Source organism: Streptomyces sp. PH10-H1 (assembly GCF_030063355.1).
GTDB lineage: Bacteria > Actinomycetota > Actinomycetes > Streptomycetales > Streptomycetaceae > Actinacidiphila.
Genome location: NZ_JASISZ010000039.1, coordinates 25,867 through 48,958, shown reverse-complemented (window position 1 = coordinate 48,958; position 23,092 = coordinate 25,867). Strand labels below are relative to the sequence as shown.

At 71.2% G+C, this 23,092-nt stretch carries 19 protein-coding genes, 2 tRNA genes and 2 pseudogenes; 8 read left to right on the top strand and 15 right to left on the bottom strand.

Translation table 11 applies throughout. The features are described 5' to 3' along the window. Window positions 1–581: 581 nt before the first annotated feature. Together QMK24_RS23030 and QMK24_RS23025 are read right to left on the bottom strand one after the other, a co-directional pair. Entirely contained in the window at window positions 582–2,405 is a 1,824-nt protein-coding gene (locus tag QMK24_RS23030) for an AMP-dependent synthetase/ligase (protein WP_283468514.1), read from the bottom strand. A gap of 215 nt (window positions 2,406–2,620) precedes the next feature. Next, window positions 2,621–4,198 (bottom strand): MFS transporter, encoded by a 1,578-nt coding sequence (locus tag QMK24_RS23025; RefSeq protein WP_283468513.1) that lies wholly within the window; start codon window positions 4,196–4,198, stop codon window positions 2,621–2,623. A gap of 140 nt (window positions 4,199–4,338) precedes the next feature. On the opposite strand from QMK24_RS23025, the gene QMK24_RS23020 reads away from it, so the two are divergent. Continuing rightward, window positions 4,339–5,316, top strand: a complete 978-nt coding sequence (locus tag QMK24_RS23020) for an Lrp/AsnC family transcriptional regulator (protein ID WP_283468512.1) — start codon at window positions 4,339–4,341, stop codon at window positions 5,314–5,316. An 84-nt stretch (window positions 5,317–5,400) separates the two neighbouring features. On the opposite strand, the gene QMK24_RS23015 is transcribed toward QMK24_RS23020, so the two are convergent. Next, entirely contained in the window at window positions 5,401–6,282 is an 882-nt protein-coding gene (locus tag QMK24_RS23015) for a LysR family transcriptional regulator (RefSeq protein ID WP_283468511.1), read from the bottom strand. Window positions 6,283–6,467: 185 nt separating this feature from the next. Between QMK24_RS23015 and QMK24_RS23010 the strand changes: the two genes are divergently transcribed. After that, entirely contained in the window at window positions 6,468–7,541 is a 1,074-nt protein-coding gene (locus QMK24_RS23010) for a bile acid:sodium symporter family protein (RefSeq protein ID WP_283468510.1), read from the top strand. 466 nt (window positions 7,542–8,007) lie between these two features. Here QMK24_RS23010 and fdhD read toward each other — a convergent pair whose 3' ends face one another. Both fdhD and QMK24_RS23000 read right to left on the bottom strand, forming a co-directional pair. Next, entirely contained in the window at window positions 8,008–8,856 is an 849-nt protein-coding gene (fdhD, locus tag QMK24_RS23005) for a formate dehydrogenase accessory sulfurtransferase FdhD (RefSeq protein ID WP_283468509.1), read from the bottom strand. Between the two features lie 5 nt (window positions 8,857–8,861). Next, window positions 8,862–8,975 (bottom strand): annotated as a pseudogene (locus QMK24_RS23000) (2Fe-2S iron-sulfur cluster-binding protein); the annotation flags it as partial. A 103-nt stretch (window positions 8,976–9,078) separates the two neighbouring features. Here QMK24_RS23000 and QMK24_RS22995 point away from each other — a divergent pair. From QMK24_RS22995 to QMK24_RS22985, 3 genes are read left to right on the top strand one after another with little or no spacing between them, the layout of a single operon-like run. Further along, a complete protein-coding gene (locus QMK24_RS22995; protein WP_283468508.1) occupies window positions 9,079–9,435 on the top strand; it encodes a chorismate mutase in 357 nt (118 codons plus the stop codon). 10 nt (window positions 9,436–9,445) lie between these two features. After that, window positions 9,446–9,835, top strand: a complete 390-nt coding sequence (locus QMK24_RS22990; protein WP_283468506.1) for a carbonic anhydrase — start codon at window positions 9,446–9,448, stop codon at window positions 9,833–9,835. Beyond that, the gene (locus tag QMK24_RS22985; RefSeq protein WP_283468505.1) at window positions 9,832–11,370 is read left to right on the top strand and encodes an aldehyde dehydrogenase family protein; all 1,539 of its coding nucleotides are present in this window, start codon (window positions 9,832–9,834) and stop codon (window positions 11,368–11,370) included. The genes QMK24_RS22990 and QMK24_RS22985 overlap by 4 nt, the downstream gene beginning before the upstream one ends. Window positions 11,371–11,431: 61 nt before the next feature. Here the strand turns inward: QMK24_RS22985 and QMK24_RS22980 are convergent, their stop codons facing one another. Next, the gene (locus tag QMK24_RS22980) at window positions 11,432–12,763 is read right to left on the bottom strand and encodes a DUF2254 domain-containing protein (RefSeq protein WP_283468504.1); all 1,332 of its coding nucleotides are present in this window, start codon (window positions 12,761–12,763) and stop codon (window positions 11,432–11,434) included. A 140-nt stretch (window positions 12,764–12,903) separates the two neighbouring features. On the opposite strand from QMK24_RS22980, the gene QMK24_RS22975 reads away from it, so the two are divergent. Next, window positions 12,904–12,991: transfer RNA gene (locus QMK24_RS22975), tRNA-Leu, on the top strand. A gap of 95 nt (window positions 12,992–13,086) precedes the next feature. On the opposite strand, the gene QMK24_RS22970 is transcribed toward QMK24_RS22975, so the two are convergent. From QMK24_RS22970 to QMK24_RS22945, 6 genes and pseudogenes are all read right to left on the bottom strand, one after another. Then, complete coding sequence (locus QMK24_RS22970; RefSeq protein ID WP_283468503.1) at window positions 13,087–14,403, bottom strand: discoidin domain-containing protein; 1,317 nt, start codon at window positions 14,401–14,403, stop codon at window positions 13,087–13,089. 331 nt (window positions 14,404–14,734) lie between these two features. Then, window positions 14,735–15,649: a TauD/TfdA dioxygenase family protein gene (locus tag QMK24_RS22965; protein ID WP_283468501.1), complete on the bottom strand. Its 915-nt coding sequence runs from the start codon at window positions 15,647–15,649 to the stop codon at window positions 14,735–14,737. A 313-nt stretch (window positions 15,650–15,962) separates the two neighbouring features. Beyond that, on the bottom strand, window positions 15,963–16,541 hold the full coding sequence (locus QMK24_RS22960) for an aldo/keto reductase (RefSeq protein ID WP_502962637.1): 579 nt from the start codon (window positions 16,539–16,541) through the stop codon (window positions 15,963–15,965). 134 nt (window positions 16,542–16,675) lie between these two features. Beyond that, window positions 16,676–17,563, bottom strand: a complete 888-nt coding sequence (locus QMK24_RS22955; protein ID WP_283468500.1) for a carbohydrate kinase family protein — start codon at window positions 17,561–17,563, stop codon at window positions 16,676–16,678. After that, window positions 17,560–18,501, bottom strand: a complete 942-nt coding sequence (locus tag QMK24_RS22950) for a pseudouridine-5'-phosphate glycosidase (protein ID WP_283468499.1) — start codon at window positions 18,499–18,501, stop codon at window positions 17,560–17,562. Before QMK24_RS22950 ends, QMK24_RS22955 begins: the two co-directional genes overlap by 4 nt. A 190-nt stretch (window positions 18,502–18,691) precedes the next feature. Next, window positions 18,692–19,762: pseudogene (locus QMK24_RS22945) on the bottom strand (ATP-binding cassette domain-containing protein); the annotation flags it as partial. A gap of 471 nt (window positions 19,763–20,233) precedes the next feature. On the opposite strand from QMK24_RS22945, the gene QMK24_RS22940 reads away from it, so the two are divergent. Continuing rightward, window positions 20,234–20,307: transfer RNA gene (locus tag QMK24_RS22940), tRNA-Met, on the top strand. Between the two features lie 117 nt (window positions 20,308–20,424). Beyond that, complete coding sequence (locus QMK24_RS22935) at window positions 20,425–21,228, top strand: N-formylglutamate amidohydrolase (RefSeq protein WP_283468498.1); 804 nt, start codon at window positions 20,425–20,427, stop codon at window positions 21,226–21,228. Here QMK24_RS22935 and QMK24_RS22930 read toward each other — a convergent pair. The 3 genes from QMK24_RS22930 to QMK24_RS22920 all read right to left on the bottom strand — a co-directional run bounded on the left by QMK24_RS22930 (window position 21,197) and on the right by QMK24_RS22920 (window position 23,042). After that, window positions 21,197–21,586 carry an MmcQ/YjbR family DNA-binding protein gene (locus QMK24_RS22930; protein ID WP_283468497.1) on the bottom strand — a complete coding sequence of 130 codons (390 nt, stop codon included), beginning with the start codon at window positions 21,584–21,586 and terminating at the stop codon, window positions 21,197–21,199. The two genes, QMK24_RS22935 and QMK24_RS22930, sit on opposite strands and share 32 nt — an antisense overlap. Before the next feature lie 98 nt (window positions 21,587–21,684). Beyond that, the gene (locus QMK24_RS22925) at window positions 21,685–22,317 is read right to left on the bottom strand and encodes a TetR/AcrR family transcriptional regulator (protein ID WP_283468496.1); all 633 of its coding nucleotides are present in this window, start codon (window positions 22,315–22,317) and stop codon (window positions 21,685–21,687) included. Next, window positions 22,305–23,042 (bottom strand): enoyl-CoA hydratase family protein, encoded by a 738-nt coding sequence (locus QMK24_RS22920; RefSeq protein ID WP_283468495.1) that lies wholly within the window; start codon window positions 23,040–23,042, stop codon window positions 22,305–22,307. Before QMK24_RS22920 ends, QMK24_RS22925 begins: the two co-directional genes overlap by 13 nt. Between the last annotated feature and the right edge of the window lie 50 nt (window positions 23,043–23,092).

The following is a 23,092-nucleotide window of genomic DNA, read 5'->3' as shown; positions in this document are numbered from 1 at the left end:
TGCCGCTGCTGTTGCCGGTGCCGCTGCTGCCGCTACCGCTGCTGCCGCTACCGCTGTCGATGTCGCTCATGGCTGGACCACACCTCCGTCCGCCGAGGCGGCGATGCCGAGGTAGGCCTCGGTGAGCCGGTCCGTCTCGACCTCGGCGCGCGGGCCGCACCACGACACCCGGCCGGACGACAGATACGCGACGGTGTCCGCGATGCCCAGCACCTCCGCCGCCTCTCGGCGCGGCGGCGGCCGGGACCGACGCCTTGGCGTACGTCACCGTGAAGCCGGCGGCCGTGAAGCCCTGGGTGTACGTCCTGATGCCGAACTTGCCCGCGTCGCTGTCGGCGGCGATCAGGGCAACGCTTCTGCCCTTGGCGCCGCCGAGGGCCTTGGCCAGGCCCTCGGGCCAGGACTGGGTGACGGTGCCGCCGGGGCTCGGTACCAGGCAGCCGTTGAAGCCGTAGGTGGTCTCGGGGCCGCAGAAGGCGGGCAGGGTGCCCCAGCCGAAGACCGGCACCTTCTGCTCCCACATCATGTGACGATCCATCAGATGTGTGCGGGCGGTGCCGATCGCCCGGTCCTGGCCGCTCTCAGTGCCGGTAGAGCGCCTCGATCTCCTCCGGGAACGCCTTCTCGATGGCCTTGCGCTTCAGCTTCATGGACGGCGTCAGCAGCCCCCGTTCCTCGGAGAACTGGGCGGCGAGGATCCGGAACGTACGGATCGACTCGGCCTGCGAGACCATCGTGTTGGCGGCGACCACCGCCCGCCGGATCTCGGTCTCCAGGTCCGGGTCGTGCACCAGCTCCGCGTCCGCCAGCTTCGGCTTGCCGCGCATCGTCAGCCAGTGCCCGACGGCGTCCGGGTCGAGCGTGACCAGTGCCGCGATGAACGGCCGGTTGTTGCCGACCGCCACGCACTGGGCGATCAGCGGATGGGCCCGCACCCGGTCCTCGAGACCGACCGGCGAAACGCTCTTGCCGCCGCTGGTGACCAGGATCTCCTTCTTGCGGCCGGTGATGGTCAGATACCCGTCGCTGTCGAGCGCGCCGATGTCGCCCGTCGCCAGCCAGCCGTCGCCGAGCACCTCGGCGGTCGCCTGCGCGTTGTTCAGATACCCCTGGAATATCTGACCGCCGCACAGCCAGATCTCGCCGTCCTCCGCGATGTGCACGGTGGTGCCCGGCACCGGCAGCCCCACTGTGCCGAACCGGGTCTGTTCGGGCGGGTTGGCGGTGGCGGCGGCGGTGGTCTCGGTCAGCCCGTAGCCCTCGTAGATCGTCACGCCCGCGCCGCTGAAGAACAGCCCGAGCCGCCGGTCCATCGCCGAGCCGCCGGAGATCCCGTGCCGCACCCGGCCGCCGAGCGCGTCGCGCACCTTGCTGTACACGAGCTTGTCGTAGATCTGGTGCTGCATCCGCAGAGAGGCGCCGGGACCGTGGCCGGTGCCGAACGCCTTGGCCTCCAGCGCCTCCGCGTACCGCACCGCGATCTCCACCGCCTTGTCGAACGGGCCGATCTTCCCGGCCGCCTCCGCCTTGCGGCGGGCCGACTGGAAGATCTTCTCGAAGACGTACGGAACGGCCAGGACGAACGTCGGCCGGAAGGTGGCCAGATCCGGCAGCAGGTCGGCGGCGGTCATGCTCGGCTGGTGACCGAGCCGGATCCGGTGGCGGATGCAGGCCACCTCCACCATCCGGCCGAAGACGTGCGCGAGCGGCAGGAAGAGCAGCGTGGACGGCTCCTCGCCGGGCTTGTTCGCGAAGACCGGCTCCCAGCGGGCCACCACGTTGTCGGTTTCGGCCATGAAGTTGCCATGGCTCAGGACGCAGCCCTTGGGCCGGCCCGTGGTGCCCGAGGTGTAGATGATGGTGGCCACCGCGTCCGGGGTGACCGCGAGCCGGTGCCGGTCGATCACCTCGTCGCCGATGTGCGCACCCGCCGCGATCAGCTCCTCGACACAGCCCGCGTCGAGCTGCCACAGCCGGTTCAGCTGCGGCAGCTCATCGACGGCGGCACCGATCGTCATCGCGTGGTCCTCGTGCTCCACGACGCAGGCGACCGCGCCCGAGTCGTAGAGCATCCAGCGCACCTGGTCCAGGGAGGACGTCGGGTACACGGGCACCGGCTGGGCGCCGATGGTCCACAGCGCGAAGTCGAAGACCGTCCACTCGTACCGGGTGCGCGACATGATCGCGACGCGGTCGCCGAAGCGCACCCCGTTCGCGAGCAGACCCTTGGCGACCGCCACCACCTCGTCGCGGAATTCGACCGCGGTCACGTCCTGCCAGTGCCCGTCCGCCTTGCGCCCCAGCACCGCGAGGTCCGGGTGGTCGGAGGCGTTGCTGAACACGGCGTCCGCCAGTCCTCCGACCTTGGGCGCCGTGGCCATCGGGGGGACGGTGAACTCGCGCAACTGGTGCTCCTCGAGCCGCTGGGCCTGTCCGGCGGGCGGGCCGTAAGCTACCTGATCCGCCGCGCGGCCGGGAAGGGTTGGTCCGCACCAGTAATTCGGACGTCTGTGCTGGTAGGGCACTGGTTCCCGGTCGTCGCAAGGGGAAGTATGGCCGAGGGCCGGACACCCGAAGGTTGTCCGGCCCCACCGATCTCCACCAAATCTGCGCCAACCGGTTACCGCCGCTCTACCGCGGGCTCCCTCATCGACCCCGAGTCGCGCTCCACGGCGAGCGGGCCGATGGGCGGACCAGCGGGAGCCGCGCCCGGCGCCACGGGCCGCGCCGCCGGGGTCTTCACGAGGAGCAGTACCGCGACCCCCGCCAGTATCCCGATGACGCCGGCCACCACGGTCGCCGTGCTCAGCCCGGAGGCGAAGGCCACGTGCAGCGCGTGGTCCACGGCCGCCCGCCCGCCGGCCGGTGTCCTGCCCAGCAGGCCCTGGGCGCCGCCGCCCGCCAGCGCCCGCGCGGCGCCGTGCGGATCGGGTACCTGACCCCGCAGCGAGCTCTCCATCCGGGACGTGACGATCGTGCCGAAGACGGCGACACCGAGCGCGTACCCGAGCTGGCGGAAGGTGTTGACCGCGCCGCTGGCCATGCCCGCGCGGTGCGGCGGCACGGAGGCGAGCGCCGCGCCCGCCACCGCCGGGTTGACGAGCCCGACCCCGATCCCGGCCAGCAGCAGCCCGGCGGTGAGCGACGGCCAGCCCGAGCCCGCGTCCAGCGCGCTCTGCGCGAACGCGCCCGCGCCGATCAGCAGCAGTCCGGTCCCGATGACCAGCCGGTACGGGGCACCGTGCAGGAACCTGCCGCCCAGCGCAGCCGTGAGGAACGATATCGCCGCCAGCGGGACCAGTACCAGGCCGGCGATGACCGGGCTCAGGCCCAGCAGCGTCTGCAGCCAGATGGACGTGTAGGGCAGGAATCCGAAAGCGGCGGCGTTGAGGGCCAGCGCGCCGGCCATCACACCGACGAACGAGGCGTTGCGGAACAGCGCCAGGTCGAGCAGCGGATGCGACGTCCGGCGCTCGACCGCGATGAACAGCCCGAGCGCCGCCACGGCCGCGACCAGCGTCCCGATGGTGCGGCCCGAGCCCCAGCCGACCGCGTCGGCCCGGATCACCGCGTACGTGGTCAGGCCCGCGAAGAGCGTGAAGGTGCCGGTGCCCGCCCAGTCGATACGGTGCCCGGCCCCCTCCCTGCGCGATTCCGGGACCACCTTGAGCGTGAGCCAGACGGCCGCCAGGCTCACCGGAAGATTGACGAAGAAGATCCAGCGCCAGTCGATCCCCTCGGTGAGCAGGCCGCCAGCGATCGGGCCCAGGGCCGCGGCCCCTCCGCTGACCGCGCCCCACACGCCGAGCGCCACCGAGCGGTCCCGGCCCTGGTAGACGGCGGCCAGCAGGGACAGCGTGGTCGCGAACATCGCGGCGGCGCCGATCCCCTGGACCGCGCGCATCGCGACCAGGACCGTGGTGTTCGGCGCCAGCCCGCAGGCGAGCGAGGCACCCGCGAAGACGATCGTTCCCGCCACGTACATCTTCCGGCGGCCCACGACGTCCGCCGCGGATCCGGCGCCGATCAGCAGGGCGGCGAGCGCCAGCGCGTAGATGTCGATGACCCACTGCAGGTCCGACAGTGACGCGCCGAGCGAGCTGGTGATGTCGGGCAGCGCGACGATCACGATCGTGACGTCGAGCAGCAGCATGAACGTACCCAGACAGACCGCTACCAGCGGTCCCCACTTACGCATCGCGTTTCCTCGTTCTCCTGGATTCTCCCGGTCCGGTGCCCGTTGACCCCGTGACCCGCCCTACGATCGGTAGCGGCGGACGCATCCACCAGCCATGGCGGATCCAGCGTCGCTTTCCGACATCAAGGGGGGCTTGAGCGGTGGAATCACCTTCCTTCGACGAGCTGGACCACAAGCTGATACAGGCGCTGCAGCTCGACGGACGGGCGCCCTTCAGCCGGATCGCCGCCGCCTTCGGCGTCTCGGACCAGACCATCGCCCGCCGCTACCGCAGGCTGCGCGCGGACGGCGGACTGCGGGTGCTCGGTCTCGCCGACGCCGACCGGCTCGGCCGCACCCGTTGGCTGCTGCGGCTGCGCTGCGCGCCCGACGCCGCCGAGCCCATCGCCAAGGCGCTCGCCCGGCGCCCCGACACCAAGTGGATCGGGCTGACGTCCGGCGGCACGGAACTGGTCTGCATCGCCGAACCCCGCACCGAGGACGACCAGGCCGCGCTGATGCTCGGCAAACTCCCGCGCACCCCGCGCATCCTGGAGATCAGCGCGCTGTGCCTGCTGCACACCTTCTACGGCGGCCGGCTCGGCTGGTTCGCCAAGGGCGACGGGATGAGCCCCGCCGAAGTCGAGGCGCTCGCGCCGCCCCCGGTGGATCCCTTCACCGGGACGATCGGGCTGGACGCCGAGGACGAGGCCCTGATCGACGCGCTGAGCCGCGACGGCCGGGCCACCTACCCGGAGCTCCAGCAGGCCACCGGCCTGTCGGAGTCGGCCGCCAAACGGCGGCTGGAGCAGCTGCGCCGCACCGGAGCACTCTTCATCGACATCCAGTTCGACGCCGTGCAACTCGGCTACCGCGCCCATGTCGTCCTCTGGCTCACCGTTCGGCCCTCGGCCCTCTCCACCGTCGGCCAGGCGCTCGCCGACCACGCCGAGATCGCCTTCGCCTGCGCGACCACCGGCTCGTCGAACCTCTTCGCCGTCGTCCTCTGCCGCGACACCGCGCACCTGTACCGCTACTTGAGCGAGAAGATCGGCGCGCTCGACGGGGTGCAGCACGTGGAGACCGCGCCCTCGGTGCGCCGCGTCAAGCACCTGGCGTACGAGGAGCGGCGGCGCTGAGACGGTCCTACGGGCTCACGCCGGCCGTTCCTGCGGGCTCGCACCGTTCAGTCCGATGCGCTCACACCGGCCGATCCGGAAGGCTCACACCGGCCGGTGCAGCCGGTCGCCGCCGGCCAGGATCGCGGCGGCCAGCGCGTCCGCCGCGTCCGCCGCCTCCTGCGCCGATCCGCGGTGGCGGCCGTGCAGCAGAACGAACTCGACGCCGCCGAGCTCGGGCAGGCCCGCCCGGGACGGGATCCGGACCAGGCCGGCCGGGATCAGGCCCTGGGCGTGCACCATCACGCCGAGACCTGCGCGGGCCGCGGCCGTCAGCCCGCTCAGCGAGCGGCTGGTGCAGGTGATCCGCCAGGCCCGGCCCTGCCGGCCGAGCACGTCCAGGGCGCGCGCCCTGGTGATGCCGGGCGGCGGATAGACGATCAGCGGGACGGGCCGGTCGGGATCCAGCCGCAGCCGCCGGCCCCCGGCGCCGATCCACACCAGCTTGTCGCGCCAGACGAGCTGTCCCGGGCCGCCCTCGCCGAGCCGTTTGGCGAGCACCAGGTCGAGCTCCCCGGCGGCCAGCCGCTCGTGCAGGGCGCCCGACAGCTCGACGGTCAGTTCGAGGTCCACCTCGGGGTGGTCGACGCGGAAACCCTCCAGGATCTCCGGCAGCCGCGGTGTCACCAGGTCCTCCGACACCCCGAAGCGCACCCGCCCGCGCAGCCGGGTGCCCGCGAACCAGCCGGCCGCCCGTTCGTTCGCCTCCAGGATCGTGCGGGCGAACCCGAGCATCGCCTCACCGTCCTCGGTCAGCCCCACGCTGTGGGTGTCGCGGGAGAACAGCTGCCGGCCGGTGGCGTCCTCCAGTCTGCGGACGTGCTGGCTCACGGTGGACTGCCGCAGGCCCAGCCGCCTGGCGGCCTGGGTGAAGCTCAGGGTCTGGGCGACGGTCAGGAACGTTTTCAACTGCGCCGGGTCGTACATCCCGCCAGGTTATCGTGATCAGCGATAACAGTCAGCGTGGCCAGAGGGATTCCCGATCGCCGGAATGAGGAGGACGCTGGAGAGGGAATCCGCCGGAGCCGAAGCCCGAGCCGGGACAACCGAGCCGGGACAACCGACCCGGGACAACCGAGCCGATGCAACCGCAAGAAGCAAGAAGTAGGACGATGCGCCGCCCCACGTACCCCGCCTGGCTCCCGGTCGATCCGTTCATCGCGGCACTGCTCGGGACCGTTCTGCTCGCCGCGCTGCTGCCCGCCACCGGCGGAGCCGCCACCGCCGCGAGCGGCGCGACCAAGGGCGCGGTGGCGCTGCTCTTCTTCCTCTACGGCGCGCGGCTGTCCACCCGCGAGACCCTCGAAGGCCTCAAGCACTGGCGGCTGCATCTGACCGTGCTCGCCTGCACCTTCGCGGTCTTCCCGCTGCTCGGCCTGGCCGCCCGCGGGCTCGTCCCGTACGCCCTGTCCCCGCAGCTGTACACCGGTCTGCTCTTCCTGTGCCTGCTCCCGTCCACCATCCAGTCCTCGATCGCCTTCACCTCGATCGCCCGGGGCAATGTCGCCGCCGCCATCTGCGCCGGCTCGTTCTCCAGCCTGATCGGCGTCTTCCTCACCCCGCTGCTGGCCGCGCTGCTGCTGGGCGGCGGTGGCGGGGTCTCGGCGGGCTCGGTGCTCGACCTCGCGCTGCAGCTCCTCGCGCCGTTCCTCGCCGGGCAGTTGCTCCGCCACTGGATCACCGGATTCCTCACCCGGCACAAGAAGTCCCTCGGCTTCGCCGACCGGGGTTCGATCCTGCTGGTCGTCTACACCGCCTTCAGCGCGGGCATGGCGCAGGGCATCTGGCACCGGGTCACTCCCGTGCGGCTCCTGGAACTGCTCGCGGTGGAGGCCGTACTGCTCGCCGTGATGCTCGCCCTCACCTCGTACACCGCCCGCCGGCTCGGCTTCGGCCGCGCCGACCGGGTCACCATCGTCTTCGCCGGATCGAAGAAGAGCCTGGCCTCCGGACTGCCTATGGCCACCGTGCTGTTCGGCGCCCAGGCGGGGCTGACGATCCTGCCGCTCATGCTCTTCCACCAGATGCAGCTGATGGTCTGCGCGGTGATCGCCAAGCGCTGGGCGCGGCGGGCCCCCGCCCCCGCCCCGGCGGCCCCGCCGCAGGACACCGGCGTCGTGCGCGAGCGGATCGGCGGATCCGTCAGCCAGTGGACCGGGCGCTGGAACAGGTGCTGGAACGGGTGACTGAAGGCATCGAAGGCGTCGCCCTGCGCTTCGGGATGTTCTACGGCGAAGGCGGCACCGAGCAGTTGCTGCCGATGCTGCGCAGGCGCGCCCTGCCCGTCACCCCCGACCACGGCTGGGTGCTGCCCTGGGCGAATCTCGCCGACGCGGCCGACGCCGTCGCGCTCGCGGTGCGGCACTGCCGGCCGGGTCAGGCGTACAACATCGCCGACGACCTGCCGATCGGCTTCGGCGGCCAGATCCGGGCCACCGCCGGCACTGACAGCGCCATCGCGAGGAAGAGCAGGTACGCGGGAGTGCGCGCCCCCGGTCGCCCGCGCGGAGCCGGCGGTACAGCATTCAGCAGAAGACGCCCGCCTCGACGGGGACACCCTCCACCGCGAGCGCGAGCCTACGGGCAGCGGGGACCGGGCGGCGCAGGGGCGCATCCCGCCGGTCCGGTCCCCGCTCGTGTGCGCGGACGGCCTCAGTTCCCGTCGGCCGCGGTCCGCAGGATGATCCGGTGCTCACCCGCGTACACGTTCATGGAGGAGCCGCGCAGGAACCCGACCAGGGTCAGTCCTGCCTCGGCCGCCAGGTCCACCGCCAGGGACGACGGCGCCGAGACCGCCGCCAGCACCGGCAGGCCGGCCATCACCGCCTTCTGCGCCAGTTCGAAGGACGCGCGGCCCGAGACCAGCAGGATCAGGTTCGAGAGCGGCAGCAGATCCTGCTGGAGGGCGCGGCCGACGAGCTTGTCGACGGCGTTGTGCCGGCCGACGTCCTCGCGCACGTCCACCAGTTCGCCGTCCGGCGTGAAGAGCGCGGCGGCGTGCAGCCCCCCGGTCCGTTCGAAGACCTGCTGGGACGCCCTGAGCCGGTCGGGGAGGACGGCCAGCAGATCCGTGCCGATACGGACCGGGGGAGTGTCGTCGATCTTCCAGCGGGCGTTGGTCCGCACCGCGTCCAGGCTGGCCTTGCCGCACAGGCCGCACGAGGACGTGGTGTAGACGTTCCGCTCCAGCGTGATGTCGGGGACGATCACGCCCTCGGCGAGGCGCACGTCGACGATGTTGTACGTATTGGAGCCGTCCACCGTGGCGCCCGCGCAGTACACGATGTTCGCGATCTCGTCGGCCCGCCCGATGACGCCCTCACTGGCCAGGAACCCGGCGGCGAGCGCGAAGTCGTCGCCGGGGGTGCGCATCGTGATGGCCAGCGCCTTCCCGTTCAGCCGGATCTCCAGTGGTTCCTCCGCCACCAGCGTGTCCGCGCGGTGCCCGGCCGCACCGTCCCGGATGCGGAGTACGCGGCGGCGCTCGGTTACCCGTCCCATGCTGATCAGTCCCGGTTCTGTACATGTCGGATGCGTCCGACCAAGCGATATCCGAAGCGGCCCTTTGTACAGAGGTTGCCATGAGTGACGGGGTGGTCGTGCGGCGAGGTCGCCTCGACTGCCCGGGACTACTGTGGGGCGCGGCGCCGCCGCCGGCGCCCAGCCCCGCACCTCGTACCACCAGCACGCCGACACGGCCTGATCCAGGAACGCGAGAGAGATATGACTGAGCAGCCGACCGCCGGAGGTGCCTTCGTCGCCGACGACGAGGTCCGGACGCGCCTGCTGTATCTGCGGGGCAGCATCGACAACCTCGACGCGGCTTTGGTACACCTGCTCGCCGAGCGGTTCAAATGCACCCAGCAGGTGGGCGAGCTGAAAGCCGCCCACAGCCTGCCGCCCGCCGACCCGGCCCGCGAGGCCGCCCAGATCGCCCGGCTGCGCAAGCTGGCCGAGGACGCCCGGCTGGACCCGGCCTTCGCGGAGAAGATGCTCAACTTCATCATCGGCGAGGTCGTCCGCCACCACAAAGTGATCGCCGGGCGCTCGGCCGCCGACGGCGCGCCCGCCGGCTCCTGACCCGGCCGGTGTGGCGCTCACCCCACTTGACCCGAAGTCGCGGCGCCCCAGAACCCGGGTCGCTATCGTCGCGTGCATGGACGCCCGCCTGGGCGTCGAGACGATGTTCGGACTGCGGCCGGGCGACGCCCATGTCATCCGCAACGCGGGCGGATGCGTCACCGACGACACCCTCCGCTCGCTGCGCTTGAGTCAGACTGTAGGCGGAACCAGTGAAATCCTGCTGGTACACCACGAGGACTGTGCGGCTCTCGGTGACCCCGCCGACGATCTACGGGCGTGCCTGATCCGGCTCCGTGACAACCAAGAGCTGCCCCATACCGATGTGGTGCGCGGCTTCGTCTATACGCGCGGTGGTGCTCTGCGCGAGATCCGCCCCGAACGAGCGGAGAACAGATGACCCTCATCCTCAAGCCCGGTACGGCCTGGTCGGACGCGTGGCGGCGTTGCGTCGAGGTCGCCCCCGAGGCGTTCCGTGATGATCGTGTGCTCAATTACTGGAACGGCCGGTGGCAGGCCGACGGCCGGCTGCTGCCGACCACCTCGCCCGTCGACGGCACTCCTCTCGCCGCCCTGCCCCGGCTGGACGCGCCCAGCGCCCATCTGGCGGTACGGGCGGCGCTGGACCAGCACCGCGCGTGGCGCGAGGTGCCGCTCGCCGAACGCAAGGCGCGCGTCTGCGCGACCCTGGACGCCCTCACCGAGCACCGCGAACTGCTCGCGCTGCTGCTGGTGTGGGAGATCGGCAAGCCCTGGCGTCTTGCCCAGGCGGACGTGGACCGGGCGATCGACGGCGTGCGCTGGTACGTCGGCGAGATCGACCGGATGGTCGAGGGCCGCACCCCGCTGCCGGGGCCGGTCAGCAACATCGCCAGTTGGAACTACCCGATGAGCGTCCTCGTCCACGCCATGCTGGTGCAGGCGCTTGCCGGCAACGCCGTCATAGCCAAGACCCCCACCGACGGCGGTCTCGCCTGCCTCACCCTCGCCACCGCGCTGGCCGCCCGCGAAGGCCTGCCCGTCACGCTGGTCAGCGGCAGCGGCGGAGAGCTGTCCGAAGCGCTGGTCAGGGCGCCGGAGATCGGTTGCGTCTCCTTCGTCGGCGGCCGGGACGCGGGCGGCCGGGTCGCCGCCTCCGTCGCGGACCTCGGCAAGCGCCACATCCTGGAGCAGGAGGGCCTCAACGCCTGGGGCGTGTGGAACTACACCGACTGGCCCACCCTCACCGGCCATATCCGCAAGACCTTCGACTACGCCAAGCAGCGCTGCACCGCCTACCCGCGGTTCGTCGTGCAGCGCGCCACCTTCGACCAGTTCCTGACCGCCTACCTGCCGGGCGTCCAGGCTGTCACCTTCGGCCACCCGCTGGCCGTCGAGCACCCGGACGACGACCTGCCCGAGCTGGACTTCGGGCCGCTGATCAACGCCGCCAAGGCCAAGGAGCTCGGCGACCTGGTCTCCGAGGCCATCAGCCGCGGCGCCATCCCGCTGCACCACGGGTCCCTCGCCGAGGGCCGTTTCCTGCCCGGCCAGGACACTTCCGCCTACCTGCCGCCGGTCACCCTGCTCAACCCGCCCTCGACCTCGCCGCTGCACCATGCGGAACCGTTCGGCCCGGTCGATACGCTCGTACTGGTCGACACCGAGGCCGAACTGCTGGCCGCGATGAACGCCAGCAACGGCGCGCTGGTGGCGACCCTGGCCTGCGACGACCCGGAAACCTTCGACCGGCTCGCCCCGCAGATCCGGGCCTTCAAGGTCGGCCACAGCAAGCCGCGTTCGCGCGGCGACCGCGAGGAGCTCTTCGGCGGCTTCGGCGCCTCCTGGCGCGGCGCCTTCGTCGGCGGCGAACTGCTGGTCAGGTCCGTCACCCAGGGCCCGGCCGACGAGCGACTGCCCGGCAACTTCCCCGACTACCGGCTCCAGCCCAGCTAGTGCGGTGAACCATCGCCGGACGGGCTCGACATCGAGCCCGTCCGGCGATGGGGGAGCGCGGCTAACCGATTCCCTGGTGGTCGGCGAGCAGGGCGAACTCGCGGTCCGCGGCCTCCGGCACCCTACGTTCCACGGCCTGCTCCACCAGTACGCGGTGCCGCTCCAGCGGCTCCCGGCGCTCGTGCGGAGCCAGCAGCAGCAGATCGTCGAGACCGGCCAGCATCCGGCGGGTGACCTGTGGGCTGGTCGTCGCGCACAGCCGGATCTCGGTCAGTCCCAGATCCACCAGATCGCCCCAGGACGGCAGGTCCTGCACCAGCCGCACCGCCCCCGAGCGATCGGTGTGGTGCACTGCGCCCAGCGGCCGGTCCGCCACCGCCGCCAGGAACTGCACGATCCGGTCCAGGCACTGCACCGCCGTCGTCGGATCGTTGATGGCCGGCGACAGCGCCCGCAGCCCGATGTCCGCCAGCTGCCGCAGCCCGAACCCCAGATCCTGGTGGAACGTCCGCTCCACCCCGACCGACACCGCCGACCGCAGCAGCCGCACCGGCAGCTTGCCGTCGCTCTCGCCGTGCACGGTCAGCAGCGGAGTCCCCGGCACCACGAAGTCCCCGATCCGCGGCACCAGCCGCAGCACCGTTCCACCGCGCCGCGCGATCCGCGACAGCCGCGCGATGTTCACATCCCGCAGCACCCCCGCCCGCCCCCGGTGGGTGATCACCGACACCTCCGCGGGCAGCGGCCCCGCCTCAGGATCCCGGAGCGGATAGGCGGCCAGCACCCGGAACGACTCACGGGTGATCCGGTCGATCACATAGCTGATCCGCATCAGCCGGATCGTGGCGTTCACATACGCCACGAACAGCCCCAGGCTGATCAGCACCAGCAGCACCGCCGTCAGCAGCGTGAACACCGGCACGCTCGTGACCAGCCGCGGGTCCTTCTCCCCGTCGTACGACGCCTGTCCCGCCAGCGAGAACAGGAACGTCGCCAGGAACACCGCGAAGGTCCCCTTGGTGATCCGGCTGCGTACGTACAGCCGCATGACCCGGGGCGAGAACTGGCTGCTCGCCATCTGCAGTGCGACCAGCGAGATGCTGAACACCACACCGATGAACGTCAGCATCGCCGAGCCCACCGTCGTCACGACCGACTTCGCGTCCTCCGCGACTTTGATCAGTGACGAGACCGATTCGTAGTCCCCGTCGTCCTGCAGCGCCCCGATCAGCCAGGCGTCGAGCTCCCCCACCGCCCCCGCCAGCAACAGCGCCCCCACCAGTCCGACGGACGGTGCGAACCAGAACGTGTCCCGCAGATGCTCCCGCAGGGGTGAAAGGGGCCGTGGCCTGCGACTCTCACGGTGGGTGACTGATGGTGACGTATCGCTCACACCCGGACCCTACGTCCTCCCGACTCCCGAATCCGGGACCCCGCCCGCACCCGCACACAGGCCCCTTATGCAGGTGAGAAGCACTCCGATTCCTTGGTATCGTTGTCCATGTCGCCGGGGGAAACCACGGTGCACACCCTGTCCGGGTGGCGGAATGGCAGACGCGCTAGCTTGAGGTGCTAGTGCCCTTTATCGGGCGTGGGGGTTCAAGTCCCCCCTCGGACACCAGTTGAAACCCCTGTTGACCAGGGGTTTCTTGCTTTTCTGGGTTGTGGCGCGAGTGGATCGCCGCAACCCGCACCGCGCGGGTTGCGGCGGTACGGTCAGGTTCCGTAGACCTGGAACTCCCAGAGGGAGTAGCCGTACGGGGTGGCCCGCTGTGTGCCGTTCATCCGCACATAGCGGCCCGAGCCGGACACATTGAGGGTCTGGTTGCCCCCTGGGCCGGTGGTGGTGGCGTAGACCGTGGTCCAGTTGGCGCCGTTGGGAGATGTCTGGATCTGGAAGGCCCTGGCGTACGCCGCTTCCCAGCTGAGCGCCACACTGCTGATGTTGTACGACCGGCCGAGGTCGACCTGGAGCCACTGCGGGTCGCTGAACGCGCTCGACCAGCGGGTGCCCGTGTTGCCGTCCACGGCCGCCGAGGCGGGAGTGCCGGCGTTCTCGGTCGAAGAGGCGGTCGCGGGCCTGCCATGCGCGACATCCGATCCGCCGCCGGCTCCCGGTGCCTTGTTGTAGACGGCGACGTAGTCGATGTTCATCTGGCCGCCGGAGACGGTGGCGGCGTTGGGGCCGCCGCCGAAGGCGTCGGGGAAGCCGCCGCCCATGGCCAGGTCGTAGATGATGAAGAACGGGTGGTCGACGGCGTTGGCCCAGGTGGTGGCGTCGACCTGGCCGGAGTTGACGGTGAAGTAGTTGGCGCCGTCGAGGTACCAGCGGATCTGTTCCGGGGATACCGAGCGGTCGATCTGTACGGCGTAGGTGTGGTAGCCGGTCTGGCAGCCGGGGCAGGCGCGTTCGCCGCTGCCTATGCCGGTGGTCTCGTGGCAGGGGCCGCCGGATCCGACTCCGCAGTGCAGGGTGCCGAAGAGTGAACTGCGGCTGTTGATGTCCTCCAGGATGTCGACTTCTCCGGAGGTGGGCCAGGGGGTGCCGGTGCGCAGGGTGGAGCCGAGCATCCAGAACGCGGGCCAGTATCCGGCGCCGTTGGCCGTGGTCAGGTTGGGCTGCTGGATGGAGGACTGCATCATCACGACGCCGCCGGGCGGCGCTCCGTAAGTGGCGGCCTGGGTCTCGATGCGTCCCGAAGTCCAGCCCGCACGCGGGTCGGTGCCCGAGTGCAGGGCCTTGAGGACCAGGTGTCCGGCGCCGTCCTGGAAGACGTTGGCGGTGCTGTTGGTCATCGTTTCGATCTCACCGGTGCCGAAGTTGCTTCCCGGGCCGGTGTCGTACTTCCAGTTGCCGCCGTCGACGCCGGTACCGGACCCGCCGTTGAAGTCATCGCTCCACGTCGTGGTGAAGCCGGCGGGCGGTGCGGGAATCGTTGCCGGGCTCACGGCCGCGGCGCGTGCCGCGGCCGGAGTGGTCGCGCCACCCGGCGCTGCCGCGATGGCCAGCCCGGCCAGGCTCAACGCGCCCACGGTCAGGGCCGCGAGGGTCGACCGGACCCCGGAGCGCCGGCTGTGGCGTGGGCGATGCCTGCCCGCCGTATGGTGCTGGGTTCGGCTCTGTTCCTGTTCTGGTTCGTGTCCGATGGACATGCGTTCTCCAGTCCCGGAGGTTTGCGCACGGGTGCGCAGTGGGGGGTCAGCGCTGACGAGGGCCGGGGGAACCGACCATGAGAGCGCTCTCCGGGCTGCGACGCTAGCAGCACCCGTCATCCGTCCGTCAAGGCATGTGCATGCAAACACCCAAGCCATCTGCCGGTAAACGCCGCGCCTGCCCGGCATTTCAGGTTTCGGCCCGCACCCGTCAGCGCGGCCGGTCGCCGATGATCGTCACCCGCTCCATCACCCGCGGCCGCGGGAAGTAGTCCGAAGCCGCGTAGTGCTGTGTGACGCGGTTGTCCCAGAAGGCGATCGAGCCCGGCCGCCAGTGGAACCGGCACTGGTACTCGGGGTGACGGGCCTGGTCGTACAGCAGGTCGAGCAGTTCGCGGCTCTCCTCCGGTGGCAGGCCGGTGATCCGCTCGGTGAAGACCCGGTTGACATAGATCAGCTTCCGGCCGGTCTCGGGGTGGGTACGGACCACCGGGTGCTCGACCGGCGGGTTCTTCTCCCGCGCCTTCGCCACCTGCTCCGGGGTCAGCAACTGCCCGAAGCTGCGCAGGAAATCATGCACCGCCGACTGCCCCTCGACGGCCTCCTTCACCCGGTCCGGCAGCCCGTCGTACGCGGCCGCCATGTCCGCCCACAGGGTGTCGCCGCCGACCTCCGGCACCTCCACCGCCCGCAGGACCGACCCGAGCGGCGGTGTCGCGGAGAACGACACATCGCTGTGCCAGACGTTCTCGACGCCGGGACTCCGCGCGTCATGCGCGAGCCGTACGACCTCGGGGATACCGGCCTTGGGCAGGAAGGGGTGGATCTCCGGCTCGCCCCAGTGGCGCGCGAACGCCGCGTGCTGCTCTGCCGTCAGCGACTGGCCGCGGAAGAAGAGCACCTTCCACTCCAGCAGCGCTCGTCCCAACTCCGCCAGCACCTCCGGCTCGACGGGCCGGGCCAGATCGATGTCCGAGACTTCGGCGCCGATGGTGGGGCTGTACGGCGTGAGATGGAGATGCTCGTACGGGGCGCCGCTGCCGCCGGTGCTGAGCTCACGGGCTCTGAGGGCGGGGCGCACACCGTCCTTTACGGTTCTGATCGTGCTGACGCTCTGCAGATCCATGGCGTGGCCTCCCGCTCACTGACGGTGGAAGCTAACGCAAGCAGGTGAGCAAGTCCATGCCCATCCCACGCGAATCATCACAACTGCCCCCGCTACGGCTCGCCCCACAGCGCGGCCTTGAGCACGTCCAGCGGGACCGCCCGGCGCGGCTCTGCGCGATGTCGTCCCCATTCGCCCGGAGAGGAAGATCTGTTAGTCGCATGTTAGTGGTCCGTTGGCGCCCCCTCGCATGATGGACCCGCTGGGTCCGGCCCGGCTGCAGGGACGGCACCGCCGACCCGTACGGGGTACAAGCCGCTGGGCCGGACCCGGGTCAGGATTGACGAAGCCGGAGTCCGCGGACGCGCGAGGTAGGAACGTCCGCGGGCTTCCTTCCGTGCCCGTAGTCGCCAGTGGGGACTGTCGCGTCGACGGGCACGGGAGACCGGCGGGCCTTGCCCGCGGCCACCGCCTCCGCGAGCGCGCCCCAGGTCTCCTCGACCGGGACCTCCGGGTCGATGCGGTGGAGCTGATAGAGGTCGACGTAGTCGGTGCCGAGACGGCGCAGGCTGGCGTCGATGGCCGCCCGCACATGTTCCGGACGGCCGTTGAGGCCGTACTCCGGCCGGCCCTGGTCCGAGCCCTTCAGGAACAGGCCCACTTTGGTGGCCAGTACGGCGCGTTCCCGGTAGGGGCCCGCGAGAGCGCGGCCGACGAGTTCCTCGTTGGTGAAGGGGCCGTAGGCGTCGGCGGTGTCGATGAGTGTGACACCCAGGTCGAGGGCCTGCCGGATGACCTCGACGGACACGGTGTCGTCACGGCCGCTGGGGTCGTAGGCGTGGGTCATGCCCATGCATCCCAGTCCGACGACGCCGACTTCGGGGCCCTTGTTGCCGAGCGTGGTGGTGCGCATGAACACTGCTCCTTCTCATCCCGTGGAATCGCCATCCCGTGGAACCGTCATCGGAACCGTCATCCCGTGGAACCGCCATCCTGCGGATTCGTGAACGACGATCATCACCCTGCCGCATGGCAGCGCTTCGGGCGTCATGAATATTCCGGCCGGCCTCCCACCACGGCGACAGCCGACGCGCCCGTACGGCAGCCCGCGGCAGCGGCCTGCGCCAGGTCCGCGCCGGTGAGCCGCGCCGCCAGGAAGCCGCCGGCGAAGGCGTCACCCGCGCCCGTACTGTCGACGGCGGTGGCCGCGACGCCGGGTACGCGGGCGGTCACCGCACCGTGCTCGGCGACCAGGGCTCCCGCGCTGCCCAGCTTCACCACCGCCACCCCGTGGGCGGCGCTCAACTGCTCGGCGGCGCGCACGGGATCGGGGTCTCCGGTCAGCAACCGGGCCTCCGCGAGGTTGGGCAGCAGCAGGTCCGTACCGGTGACGGAGTCCAGGAAGCGGCGGACGCCGAGCTGCTGGATGAACCCCGTGGAGGCGGGATCCACGCTCACCGCGATCTGCCGGGCGCGGGCCGCGGCCATGGCAAGACCGGCGAGCTCCCGGCCGGGTTCGGTGAAGAACAGATAGCCGGACAGGTGCAGTTGCCCGGCCCCGTCGAGCAGCGTCTCGTCCCAGTCCTCCGGGCCGAGGCGGAGGCCGGCACCGCTGTCGGTGACCAGGGTGCGCTCCGCGGCCGGGTCCACCAGGGCGATCACGACGGCGGTCGGCAGCGCCGGGTCGACGCGCAGCTGCGGTCGTACACCGGAGCGCCGCAGTATGTCCCGGTGCCAGTCGGCGGAGTCCGCCCCCACCCGGGCCAGCAGCCGCACCTCGGCCCCCGAACGGGCCGCCCAGGAGGCGGTGTTGGCCCCCGAGCCGCCGGGCCGGACCGCGATCCGGGCCGCGGTGTCGGTGTCGGGGGCCAGCGGCTTGTGGTGCAGGGCCACGATGTCGGTGACGACGTCACCGATCACCAGCAGCGCCGTCATATGAGCTGCGACCAGTGCACCGCGATCTCGGCGCCGAGCCGGACGTTGCCCCGCACGGCCGCCAGGTTCGCCTCCAGCGAGGCGCCGCCGGTGTATTCCGTCAGATGGGCGAGCAGGAAGGGTGTGATGGCCTGGCCGGAGATCCCCTCGCGGCGCGCGGCCGCGAGCGCCTCGGCGAGCACGCGGTCGTGCAGCGCCGGATCGAGCTGCTCCGACTCGGGCACGGGATTGGCCACGATCAGCGCGGAACCCAGTCCGCCCAGGGCGTCCTGGGCGCTCATCACCGAGGCGACCTCGGACGGCTCGTGCACCGTCCAGTCCGCCGGCTCGCCCGAACTCGTCAGGTAGAAACCGGGGAAGGTGCCGGTACGGAAGGCGAGTACGCCGACCCCCAGCGTCTCCAGCCGCTGCAGGGTGGCCGGCACGTCGAGGATCGACTTCACGCCCGCGCAGACCACGGTGATGCGGGTGCGGGCGAGCAGCCCGAGGTCGGCGGACTCGTCCTGGGTCGTGACCCAGTCGCGGTGCACCCCGCCGAGACCTCCGGTGGCGAAGACCCGGATGCCGGCGCGAGCGGCGAGGAACGCCGTACCCGACACCGTCGTCGCACCGCCGGCGCCGGTGGCCAGTGCCGGGGCGAGGTCGCGGAAGCCGAGCTTGCGCAGGCCCGGATCGCTCGCGACCCGCTCCAGCTGCTCCTTGCCGAGGCCGATGTGCGCGGTCCCGTCGAGTACGGCGATGGTCGCCGGCACGGCGCCGGCCGCACGGACGATGCCCTCCAGCTCGATCGCCACCTGGAGGTTGCGGGGCCGGGGGAGACCGTGGGCGATGATCGTCGACTCCAGGGCCACCACAGGCAGCCGCCGGTCGAGGGCATCGCGCACCTCGTCGGAGAGCGCGAGGGCCGGGGAAGGGGGAACGACTGTACGAGGGGTCATCTTCCCATTCCTGGCGGACCGCTGACCTTCTCAAACCTCCCTCTCGCGATTCCCTCCCTCCGCCTCACCTGCCTCACCTCTCCCGGCTCACCCCTCCCCGGAGCCGGCGAGCGGATCGATTCCGGCCAGCTCGCCGTCGAGCCGCACCCAGCGGGTGATGCCGATACCGCGCAAAAACGGCAGATCGTGACCGGCCACGGTACCGGACCTCCAGCCCGCGCAGGGTGAGCACGGTCCGGCCGGCGGGGACGGCGGTGTACGGCAGCTCGACGCGGATCTCGTCGTCGTCCCGCACCCCCTCGACGGCCTCGTCGAGCCGCTCCTTCGCCTCCTCCAGCTTCTCGGTGTGCAGGATGCGGTGCTTGCCGGAGGAGACCTGGGTCTGCCGCTTGCGTTCCTGCATGACGATCCTGGGCTCACGCTTGGTGTCGTTCATCTTCTGGCCGTAGCGGACCCTCCGGGCCAGCTTCACCTGGGCATCGGCCAGTTCGCGCTTCTGCCGCCGCATATCGGTCTCGGCGACCCGCACCATCCGTTCGGCCGCCTGCTGCTCGACGGCGAGGGCCTCCTGGTACGCGGAGAGGTTGCCCCCGTACCAGTGCACCTCGCCGCCGCGCAGGTCGCCGAGCCGGTCGACCCGCTCCAGCAGTTCACGGTCGTGGCTGACCACGAGCATCAGCCCGGACCAGGATGCGACGGCGTCGTAGAGGCGGTGCCGCGCCTCCAGGTCCAGGTTGTTGGTCGGCTCGTCGAGCAGCAGGACGTCCGGGCGGCGCAGCAGCAGCGCCGCCAGCCGCAGCAGCACCGACTCGCCGCCCGAGACCTCGCCGATGGTGCGGTCGAGGGTGATGTGCCCCAGCCCGAGCTGGCCGAGAGTCGCGCGGGCGCGCTCCTCCACATCCCAGTCGTCGCCGACCGCCGTGAAGTGCTCCTCGCTCGCGTCGCCGCCCTCGATGGCGTGCAGCGCGGCGCGGGCCGCGTCGATACCGAGCGCCGCGTCGACGCGCAGGGACGTGTCGAGGGAGACAGTCTGCGGAAGATATCCGACGTCGCCGTCGCCGGAGATCTTCACCTGGCCCTCGACCGGGCGCAGTTCGCCGGCGATGAGCCGGAGGAGTGTCGACTTTCCCGAACCGTTGAGTCCGATCAGCCCGGTGCGGCCCGGGCCCACGACGAGCTGGAAGTCCTCGAGGACGGGGGTGCCGTCCGGCCAGGAGAAGGAGAGGTGGGAGCAGGTGATGGAGGGGGGTGCGAATGCCATACGGGCCTCCTGGTTGCTGGAAAGGGGCAACGGCTGGAGACACCGGAACGCGACGCGGCTCAACCCCGAAGGGGAGGTGATGGGTGGTGACGCCCTGGCGGAACGGGAGGCGGATCACTGCCGAGGTCGCACTCGGGCCACGCGGGAATCCCACGGGCACGGTGTCTCAGGACCTCAGACCAGCAACGGCCTTCTCCGATCGACGACAACAGGGCCGATGACGACGTTAGGCGGCCACGGCGTGACCGCGCAACGCATTTATGGCCTGCGGCCACCGCCTCGAGCACGTCGCGCCGGGTCTGCGCTTCGCGACGGAGCCGGCCGCGTGGGTCGCCACCCTGGGGCGCCGGTGACCCACTCATGGCTGCTCGCGGCCCTGTCCGTGGTGATCCTCATCGGCCCGGCGCCGGAGGACAGCGCGGGTAATGATTTGGTCCTGCGTCCACCACCGCGTAGGGTTGGGTCTACCGACGCGGGGTGGAGCAGCTCGGTAGCTCGCTGGGCTCATAACCCAGAGGTCGCAGGTTCAAATCCTGTCCCCGCTACTGACGCAGCAGGCCCGGTGCGCAAGCACCGGGCCTGCTGCTTTTTCCGTTTCCGGATTCAGCACGCGCAACGGCGAAGCACGTGAACGGGCCGCGCTGTTGGGATATACCGGACCGATGTATGCCCAAAAGCCCGGAGCTGCCCGATCGGCCGTCGTCCTTCATGTTCCGCACAGTTCGCGGACGCTGACCCCGGCCGCCAGGGGGAGCATCCTGCTGGACGACGCCGCCCTGTCGCGGGAGCTGGACCATATGACGGACGCCCATACGGACCTCATCGCGGCCCGGGCCGCGGCCGCCGCGACCGTCACCCCCTGGACGCACCGCAATCTGCTCTCCCGGCTCGTCATCGACCCCGAGCGGTTCCCCGACGAGCGGGAGGAGATGCGCGCGGTGGGCATGGGCGCCGTCTACACCCGCACCTCGCACGGCGGGCGGCTGCGTCCCGACGACCCGGACCACGAGCGGGAGTTGCTCGCCGCGCACTTCGTTCCCTACGCGGCCGCCTTCACCCGCCTCGTCGACGCCCGGCTCTCCGCCACCGGCCGGGCCGTCGTCATCGACGTCCACTCCTATCCGGCCCGGGCGCTGCCCTACGAACTCCACTCAGCGGGCGCCCGCCCCGCCATCTGCCTGGGCACCGACGACCACCACACCCCGCCCTGGCTGCTCGACGCCGCCCGCCGGGCCTTCGCCGACTGCGGAGAGATCGGCCTCAACACACCGTTCGCGGGCTGCTACGTGCCCCTGAAGCACTACGACCGTAACCCCGACGTGTCCGCGCTCATGATCGAGATCCGCCGCGACGTCTATATGACCGAGCCGGGCGGAGCCCCCACCGACGGTCTCCCCGCCGTCGCGCGGGCGCTCACCGCGCTCATCGATGCCGTCAGCGGGCCGGCGGCTCGTCCAGCTCCTTGACCAGCCGCTTGGGAGCGATCACCCGATAGCTCTCCTCCGTCCAGTCGGAGAGCAGCTCCGCCGCCGGGGCGCCCTCCTCGAGCGGGATCCGGACCCAGCCCGCTTTGCCCAGGCCGTAGCCTGCCGGTTCGGCGCCGAGGGCGGTCATCGCGTGGGCGTGGACCTCCGGATCCTTGAGCTTCACGGTGATCGCGGGCGGATAGCTGCCGTCCCCGACACCGAGGAAGACGAAGACCTTCTTGTTGACCTTGATGACGGATTCGCCCCAGGGGAACTCCTCGACCGCTCCCGGCAGCCGCAGGGCGGACTCGCGGACCTTTCCACGAACGGCGAGCGGATCGTGGGCACGGGGGGACATGGCGACTCCAGAGGCAGACGGGCGCTGGTTGCTGTCTGTAACCGATGGTAGATCCGGGGTACGACAATCCACCGGCTGCGCCCTGCGCGAGTCCGGCGTCACGGGCCGGGCGGCTGCTCCGGACGGACGTGGATGACGCCGTCCAGGATGCGGGACCACTGCCGGACGATGCCCGCGCGGCGTCCGGAGTCGTCGCTGAGCAGGTTGGCGAGGCCGAGACCGCGGGCCATGTCCAAGGTGGCCTGGACAGTTTCGCGGACGCCCTCGACGGACTCGTCGGCGTCGAGGAACTCCACCGCGAGCCGGTGTGCCTCGCGGCCTATCCGGGACTCCAGCGCCGTCACGCGCGGGCGCAACTGCTCCTCGTCGGCGGCCGCGACCCACAGGTGGAGGGCGGCACGGAAGAGCGGGCCCGTATAGACGCCGACGAGCATGTCGACGACCGCGCGGGTACGGGAGGCGCCGTCGCGGGGGAGTGCGCGGGCGCCGTCGCGGACGGCGTTCAGCCACTCCTCGGCGACGTGCTCGATCGCGGCGGTGAAGAGGTCCTCCCGGGTCGGGAAGTGGTGCTGGGCCGCGCCCCGGGTGACCCCGGCGCGTTCGGCGACGGCAGCGACGGTGCTGCCGCTCCAGCCGCGTTCGGCCAGGCAGGAGACGGCTGCCTCCAGCAGACGCCGCCGGGTGGCGCGGCTGCGGTCCTGCTTGGGGGCGCGCGTTGTCACAACGCCCATGACGGATCCCGGCGTTCGAGGAAGGACCGCATCCCCTCCGCTGCCTCGGGTGAGGCGAAGAGGCGGGCGGACTGTTCGGCGAGGGCCTGGGTGTCCCGGTCGAAGGCGTGCAGTACCTCAGCGGTGGTGAGCCGCTTGGACTCGGCGAGCCCTTGGGGCGAAGCGGAGCGCAGTCCATCGAGGATGCGCTCCAGCGCGTCGTCGGCCGCGCTGACCAGACCGATCCGGATGGCCTCCGCCGCGTCGAACACCTCGCCCGTCAGGTAGTAGCGGGCGGCGGCTCGCGGGTCGATGCGGGGAAGGACGGGCAGTGAGATGACGGCCGGTGCCAGGCCGATCCGGGCCTCGGTGAAGGCGAAGCTCGCACCGGCACCGGCCACGGATATGTCGCAGGCCGCGAGCAGCCCGAGACCGCCCGCCCGTACATGGCCGGTGACCTCGGCGACCACGGGCTTGGGCGACTCGACGATGCTCCGCAGGAGTTCCGCCAGGGCGAGCGGGCCACCGGCGGCGGGGTCCTTGAGATCGGCGCCCGCGCAGAACGTCCCGCCGGCGTGGGCGAGCAGGATCGCACGGACACCGGGGTCCTTGACCGCGTCGTCGAGCCCTTCGTGCAGCTCGGTGACCAGCCGTGCGGACAGGGCGTTGCGGTTGTGCGGTGAGTCGAGGGTGAGCAGGGCGATGCCGCGCCGGTGGTCGCGGCGTACGAAGGGCGCGTCGGGCACGTTCGGACTCCTAGGTACGGATCACGTACGGATCACGTACGGATCGCGTA